Genomic DNA, 6,855 nt, shown 5'->3' with positions numbered 1-6,855 from the left:
CCGGCGGCAGAGCCCGCCGAAGGCGACGACGCCGCGCCCGGCTACCTCAAGCAGGTGTGGCAGGCCATCCAGACCCAGCGCGTCAACGGCAACGACGCCCTCGCCGCGCTCGTCCAGCAGCCGGTCTAGTCAGGCCGAGCCCACCCATTCGTCGGTCCCGTCGGCGAAATACTGGTGTTTCCACACCGGTAGCCGTGCCTTGATGGTCTCCACGAGATGCGCACAGGTGTCGAACGCCGCCCGCCGATGGTCGGCGGCAACCGCAGCCACCAGCGCTGCCTCGCCGAGCTGCAGCACGCCGATCCGGTGGCTGGCCGCGATGGCCCGCACACCGCGGCGCCGCTCGGCGACCTCGGCCAGCACCTCGGCCATGACCTGCTCGGCCGAGGGATGCGCGGAGTACTCCAGGCGCAGCACCTGCCGTCCGCCGTCGTGGTCGCGGATCACGCCGACGAACCCGACGACGGCGCCCGCAGCCTGATGACCGACCAGCTCCTCATGCTCGGCCAGCAGGATCGGTTGCTCGGTCAGCGCCGCGCGCAACACCAGCGTCATCACCGGTGATCTTCGCCGCTCAATTGGTCCAGCGCGTGGTCCAGCACGTCGGCCAGCACTCCCAGCCCGTCGCGCACTCCGCCCGGCGACCCGGGCAGGTTGACCACCAGGGTCCGGCCGGCCACGCCGCACACCCCGCGCGAGAGCACCGAGGTCGGCACCTTGGGCAGACCGGAGCGGCGGATGGCGTCGGCCAGTCCCGGTACCTCGTAGTCGAGCACCGCCATCGTCTGCGCCGGGGTGTCGTCGCTGGGCGAGATACCGGTGCCGCCGGAGGTGATCACCACGTCGACCCCGTCCTCGAGCGCGTCGCGCAGCGCCTGACCGACCGGGACGCCATCGGGGACGACCATCGGATTCCCCGTCGAAAACCCGCGCTGCTCAAGCCATTCCGCGATGATCGGGCCGCATCGGTCGTCGTACACACCGGCCGACGCGCGCGTCGAGGCGACGATGACCCGGGCGGATCGGGCGGCCATCACCGCACCCAGGTTCCGCTGCGTCCGCCGTCCTTGCGCAACACCCGGATGTCGTCGATACGGGCCGCCGGGTCCACCGCCTTGACCATGTCGTAGAGGGTCAGCGCGGCCAGGCTGACCGCGGTCAGCGCCTCCATCTCCACCCCGGTGCGGTCTGTGCCGCGCACGGTGGCGGTGATGGCGATGTCGGACTCGCCGGCGCTGAATTCGACGTCGACGCCGGTAAGCGCGAGCTGGTGACACAGCGGGATCAGGTCGCTGGTGCGCTTGGCGGCCAGGATGCCCGCGACCCGCGCGGTGGCCATGGCGTCACCTTTGGGCAGCCCACCGGACGAGATCAGCGCCACCACCTCGGCGGAGGTGCGAAACGTCCCGGCCGCAACCGCGGTGCGCCTGGTCGTCGCCTTGCCGGTGACGTCGACCATGTGCGCTGCACCGCGCTCGTCGAGGTGAGAGAGCGCACCGCCCGCGTCGGTGCCGGACATCCGCCGCCTACCGGTTGACGACCGTGACCGGGTGGACGTAGGGCAGGTCGTCGGAGGGCAGCGGGAACACCACCTCGCCGAACGGGGACAGCGCACCGGTCCGGTCGGTCGCTAGCTCGCTCACCGCGTGGTCGTCGGGGTCGGCGGTCGGCCAACCGTTGTCGACGTATCTGGTCTTGCGCGTTTTTTTGACTGCGTTGTCTGCCACGTCATCCATTCTGACAGGTCGCGCCCCGAACAGCCCGGAGTTTGGTCGGTCGGTACCCGCAGCCGGCCCCTCGGCGGTCGAATACCCGCAGTGGTCGGCTGCTTTACGCTGGTCGGCGATGACCGAACACCCCCCGAGCATCCCGCTGCGGTCCTGGCTGGCCCTGCTGCCCGACGAGAGGCTGATCCGCCTGCTGGAGCTGCGGCCCGACCTCGCCCAACCGCCACCCGGCAGCGTCGCGTCGCTGGCCGCGCGGGCCCAGGCCCGCCAGTCGATCACCGCGGCCGTCGACGAACTGGACTTTCTGCGGCTGGCGGTGATCGACGCACTGCTGGTCCTGCACGCCGACACCGCGCCGGTGCCGGTCGCCAAACTGCTCGCGCTGATCGGCGACCGCGCGCCCGAAGCCGCCGTCGCCGACGCTCTCGGCGACCTCACGCAGCGCGCTCTGGTCTGGGGAGACGGCGAGCTTCGGGTGGCTGCCGACGCCGGCGGCGGGCTGGGGTGGCACCCCGGGCAGGTGACGTTGGAGGACGCGACGCAGACCAGGGACCAGATCGCCGAGTACATCGATGCCCTCGGCGAGACGGACCTCGCCGTGCTGGACAAACTGCTGGCGGGCTCCCCGATGGGACGCACCCGGGACGCCGCGCCCGGCGCCCCGCTGGATCACCCGGTGCCGCGATTGCTGGCGCTGGGCCTGCTGCGCCGCATCGACGCCGAGACGGTGATCCTGCCGCGCCGGGTCGGTCAGGTTCTTCGCGGCGAAGAGCTCGGTCCGTCCCGATTGACACCGCCTGATCCGGCGGTCACCGGCACCACACCGGCCGATGTCGACGCCGCAGCGGCCGGCGCCGTCATCGACCTGCTTCGCGAACTCGACGTGGTGCTCGAAACCCTCGGTGCCGCCCCGGTTCCCGAGTTGCGCAGCGGCGGCGTGGGGGTTCGTGACGTCAGACGGCTGGCCAAGACCACCGGTGTCGACGAGTCTCGGCTGGGGCTGATCCTCGAAGTGGCCGCCGCTGCGGAGCTGATCGCTGCCGGATCGCCGGTGCCCGCATCGCCCGGCGACCGCGGCCCGGAGGGGCCCTACTGGGCGCCGACCGTGGCCGCCGACCGGTTCGGCGAGACGTCCCCGGCCGACCGTTGGCAGCTGTTGGCCACCACCTGGCTCGACCTGCCAGCTCGGCCGTCGCTGATCGGCACCCGCGGACCGGACGCCAAACCCTATGGCGCACTGTCTACTTCGATCTACTCGACAGCGGCCCCGCTGGACCGGCGGCTACTGCTGGGCATGCTGGCCGAGCTGCCGCTCGGCGCCGGCGTCGACGACACGTCGGCGTCGGAGGCACTGATCTGGCGGCGGCCGCGCTGGGCCAGGCGGCTGCAGCCGGGACCGGTTGCCGACCTGCTGGAGGAGGCGCGCCGGATGGGACTCGTCGGGCGCGGAGCGATCAGCACCCCCGGCCGCGCCCTGCTGAGCGGCGACGGCGTCGTCGACGCGATGGCCAAAGCACTGCCCGCCCCGATCGACCACTTCCTCGTGCAGGCCGACCTGACCGTGGTGGCGCCCGGGCCGCTGGAACGGCATCTCGCCGACGAGCTGGCCGCGGTGGCCGAGGTCGAGTCCGCGGGCACAGCCATGGTGTACCGGGTCAGCGAAAGCTCGATCCGGCACGCCCTGGATATTGGCAAGACCGCCGAATCACTGCATCAGCTCTTTGAGAGACATTCTAAAACCCCTGTGCCACAGGGTCTTAGCTACCTCATCGACGACGTCGCGCGCCGACACGGCCTGCTGCGGATCGGCATGGCCGCGTCCTTCGTGCGCTGCGCGGACCCGACCCTGCTGGCCCAGGCGGTGTCCGCCGTCGAAGGGCTGCGGGTGCTGGCGCCGACGGTGGCCGTCTCGCAGGAGCCGATCGCCGACGTGCTCGCCAGCCTGCGGGACGCCGGCTTCGCCCCGGCCGCCGAGGACTCCAGCGGCGCCATCGTAGACATCGCGGCCCGGCGCGCCCGGGTCACCACACCGCCGCGCCGTCGATCGCAGCGCCCCACCCACCGCCCGGGCCCCGAAACCCTGCGCGCGGTCGTGGAGGTGCTGCGCAAGGTGACCGATGCGCCGTTGGCCGACGTTCGCGTCGACCCGGCGGTCGCGACGGCGCTGCTGCACCGGGCCATGCAGCGCGACAGGGCGGTGGTGATCGGCTATCTCGACACCGCGGGGGTGGCCACCCAGCGGGTGGTGTCGCCGATCAGCGTGCACGGCGGCCAGTTGGTGGCGTTCGACTCGGCGTCCGGGCGGCTTCGCGACTTCGCCGTGCACCGCATCACGTCGGTGATGTCGGTGTGAGCGGGCATGATGGGCGCCGTGAGTAACGGCCCGTTGATCGTGCAGTCCGACAAGACGGTGCTGCTCGAAATCGACCACGAGCTGGCGGGCGCCGCACGCGCGGCGATCGCGCCGTTCGCCGAGCTGGAGCGGGCGCCCGAGCACGTGCACACCTACCGGATCACCCCGCTGGCGCTGTGGAACGCCCGCGCGGCCGGCCACGACGCCGAGCAGGTCGTCGACGCGCTGGTCAACTTCTCCCGCTACGCGGTGCCGCAGCCGCTGCTGGTCGACGTCGTCGACACCATGGCCCGCTACGGGCGGCTGCAGCTGGTCAAGCACCCCGCACACGGCCTGACGCTGGTCAGCCGCGACCGGGCCGTGCTCGAAGAGGTGTTGCGGCACAAGAAGATCGCCCCGATGCTGGGCGCCCGGATCGACGACGACACCGTGGCCGTGCATCCCAGCGAACGCGGCCGGGTCAAGCAGATGCTGCTCAAGATCGGCTGGCCGGCCGAGGACCTGGCCGGGTACGTCGACGGCGAGGCGCACCCGATCAGCCTGCGACCGGACGGCTGGGCTCTGCGCGACTACCAGGAGATGGCGACCGAGTCGTTCTGGGCGGGCGGCTCGGGTGTGGTGGTGCTGCCGTGCGGGGCGGGCAAGACGCTGGTGGGTGCGGCGGCGATGGCCAAGGCGTCGGCGACCACGCTGATCCTGGTCACCAACACGGTCGCGGGCCGGCAGTGGAAACGCGAACTGATGGCCCGAACGTCGCTGACCGAGAACGAGATCGGCGAATACTCCGGCGAGCGCAAGGAGATCCGGCCGGTGACGATCGCCACCTATCAGGTGATGACCCGCCGCAGCAAGGGAGAGTACCGCCACCTGGAGCTGTTCGACAGCCGCGACTGGGGGCTGATCATCTACGACGAGGTGCACCTGCTGCCGGCGCCGGTGTTCCGGATGACCGCCGACCTGCAGTCGCGGCGACGGCTGGGGCTGACGGCGACGTTGATCCGCGAGGACGGCTGCGAAGGCGACGTGTTTTCCCTGATCGGGCCGAAACGCTACGACGCCCCCTGGAAGGACATCGAGGCGCAGGGCTGGATCGCGCCGGCGGAGTGCGTCGAAGTCCGGGTCACCATGACCGACAGCGAGCGGATGCGCTATGCCACCGCCGAGCCCGACGAACGCTACCGGGTGTGCTCGACCGCGCACTCGAAGATCGCGGTGGTCCGCTCGATTCTGAGCCGCCATCCCGGCGAGCCGACACTGGTGATCGGCGCCTACCTCGACCAGCTCGACGAGCTTGGGGCGGTGCTGGACGCCCCGGTGATCCAGGGCTCGACCAAGACGGCAGGACGCGAGGAACTGTTCGACGCGTTCCGCCGCGGCGAGGTGACCACCCTGGTGGTGTCGAAGGTTGCCAACTTCTCTATCGACCTGCCCGAAGCCGCTGTGGCGGTGCAGGTTTCGGGGACGTTCGGGTCGCGCCAGGAGGAGGCGCAGCGGCTGGGCCGGATATTGCGGCCCAAGGCCGACGGCGGCGGGGCGATCTTCTACTCGGTGGTGGCGCGCGACAGCCAGGACGCCGAATACGCCGCGCACCGGCAGCGCTTCCTGGCCGAGCAGGGCTACGGCTACGTGATCCGCGACGCCGACGACTTTCTGGGCCCGGCGATTTAGGACGTCCGGACCGACACCGCGGCCGAACGCACGGATGCGGGCTGATGATGGGCGCGCCGCGCCACTTATTCTGCAGCCCAGCGGCTTTGACGGGCTGCTGCGGACTACGCCAACGCCGGGATCACGTCGCGTTCGAAAAGCTCGATGCCCGAGCGGTCGTAGGCGGCTTCCGGGAAGTAGCAGATCACGTAACCGCAACCCAGATCGCGCAGCCGCCGGAGTCGCTCGATGACCTGCTCGGGCGTGCCGGTCGCCGACTCGGGCCCGCTGGTGCCGGCGATCGTCGCGTCCGCCACCGCCTCGGGCACGCAGCCGGCGATCCGGTCGCGGATCCGCCGCAGCCGGTCTTCGACGTCGGCGTCCGAGCTGCCGATGACGGCATTGACGTTGGCCGAACGGACGATGGTGTCGAAATCGGTTCCCACGTCGCGGCAGTGTCGCGCAAGCACCTCGGATTTGTGGGCAAACCCGTCGGGCTCGGGCGTGAAATTGGTGAACTGCGCGTACTTGGCGGCGATCCGCAATGTGACCTTCTCGCCGCCGCCAGCGATCCACAGTGGAATACCGCTGTCCTGCAACGGTTTCGGTGCCACGATCGCGCCGTCGACCTGGTAGTGCTCACCGGCGAAGCTGACCGTGCCGTCACGCCACGCGTCACGCATGATCTGCACGCCTTCGTCGAGGCGCCCGAGGCGCACTTTCGCCGACGGGAAGCCATAACCGTAGGCGCGCCATTCGTGTTCGTACCAGCCGCCACCGATGCCCATCTGGACACGCCCGCCGGAGATGGTGTCGGCGGTGGCCGCCACCTTGGCCAGGTAGACCGGATTGCGGTAGCTCATCGCCGTGCACATCTGCCCTAGCTTGATCCGCGACGTAGTAGCAGCGTAGGCCGCCATCAGCGACCACGCCTCGTGCGTCGCTTCGGCGGTCGGCATCGGGACGGTGTGGAAGTGGTCGTAGACCCACAGCGAGTCCCACGAGCCGCCGTCGGCGTAGGCGGCCAGCGCGCGCATCACCTCCCAGTGCCTCGGGGGTTCGATGCCGACCAGATCCATTCGCCAGCCTTGCGGGATGAACAGTCCGAAGCGCATAGTCTGCGACTCT

At 70.6% G+C, this 6,855-nt stretch carries 7 protein-coding genes; 2 read left to right on the top strand and 5 right to left on the bottom strand.

What is annotated here, in order from left to right:
• Positions 1-129 precede the first annotated feature (129 nt).
• The 4 genes from ABDW21_RS14950 to ABDW21_RS14935 are packed head-to-tail and all read right to left on the bottom strand — an operon-like array spanning position 130 to position 1,727.
• Complete coding sequence (locus ABDW21_RS14950) at positions 130-555, bottom strand: molybdenum cofactor biosynthesis protein MoaE (protein WP_343601766.1); 426 nt, start codon at positions 553-555, stop codon at positions 130-132.
• Entirely contained in the window at positions 555-1,034 is a 480-nt protein-coding gene (locus tag ABDW21_RS14945) for a MogA/MoaB family molybdenum cofactor biosynthesis protein (protein ID WP_343601765.1), read from the bottom strand. Before ABDW21_RS14945 ends, ABDW21_RS14950 begins: the two co-directional genes overlap by 1 nt.
• Positions 1,034-1,519, bottom strand: a complete 486-nt coding sequence (gene moaC / locus ABDW21_RS14940) for a cyclic pyranopterin monophosphate synthase MoaC (RefSeq protein ID WP_343601763.1) — start codon at positions 1,517-1,519, stop codon at positions 1,034-1,036. The genes ABDW21_RS14945 and moaC overlap by 1 nt, the downstream gene beginning before the upstream one ends.
• A gap of 7 nt (positions 1,520-1,526) precedes the next feature.
• On the bottom strand, positions 1,527-1,727 hold the full coding sequence (locus ABDW21_RS14935) for a hypothetical protein (protein WP_343601761.1): 201 nt from the start codon (positions 1,725-1,727) through the stop codon (positions 1,527-1,529).
• Positions 1,728-1,845: 118 nt separating this feature from the next.
• Here ABDW21_RS14935 and ABDW21_RS14930 point away from each other — a divergent pair, with 118 nt between their 5' ends.
• Both ABDW21_RS14930 and ABDW21_RS14925 read left to right on the top strand, forming a co-directional pair.
• A complete protein-coding gene (locus ABDW21_RS14930; protein ID WP_343601759.1) occupies positions 1,846-4,080 on the top strand; it encodes a helicase-associated domain-containing protein in 2,235 nt (744 codons plus the stop codon).
• Between the two features lie 18 nt (positions 4,081-4,098).
• Positions 4,099-5,748, top strand: a complete 1,650-nt coding sequence (locus ABDW21_RS14925) for a DNA repair helicase XPB (protein ID WP_343601758.1) — start codon at positions 4,099-4,101, stop codon at positions 5,746-5,748.
• A 104-nt stretch (positions 5,749-5,852) separates the two neighbouring features.
• Here ABDW21_RS14925 and ABDW21_RS14920 read toward each other — a convergent pair whose 3' ends face one another.
• Positions 5,853-6,842: an LLM class F420-dependent oxidoreductase gene (locus tag ABDW21_RS14920; RefSeq protein ID WP_343601756.1), complete on the bottom strand. Its 990-nt coding sequence runs from the start codon at positions 6,840-6,842 to the stop codon at positions 5,853-5,855.
• Positions 6,843-6,855: the final 13 nt, after the last annotated feature.

This window comes from Mycobacterium sp. (assembly GCF_039583805.1).
Lineage (GTDB): Bacteria > Actinomycetota > Actinomycetes > Mycobacteriales > Mycobacteriaceae > Mycobacterium.
Note: the sequence above shows the minus strand (reverse complement) of the source record. Positions and strands in the feature narration are given on the sequence as shown.

Coding starts and splice junctions, on each gene's coding strand:
- ABDW21_RS14945 (WP_343601765.1), bottom strand. CDS start 1,034: ATGGCCGCCCGATCCGCCCGGGTCATCGTCGCCTCGACGCGCGCGTCG.
- ABDW21_RS14930 (WP_343601759.1), top strand. CDS start 1,846: ATGACCGAACACCCCCCGAGCATCCCGCTGCGGTCCTGGCTGGCCCTG.
- ABDW21_RS14950 (WP_343601766.1), bottom strand. CDS start 555: ATGACGCTGGTGTTGCGCGCGGCGCTGACCGAGCAACCGATCCTGCTG.
- moaC (WP_343601763.1), bottom strand. CDS start 1,519: ATGTCCGGCACCGACGCGGGCGGTGCGCTCTCTCACCTCGACGAGCGC.
- ABDW21_RS14920 (WP_343601756.1), bottom strand. CDS start 6,842: ATGCGCTTCGGACTGTTCATCCCGCAAGGCTGGCGAATGGATCTGGTC.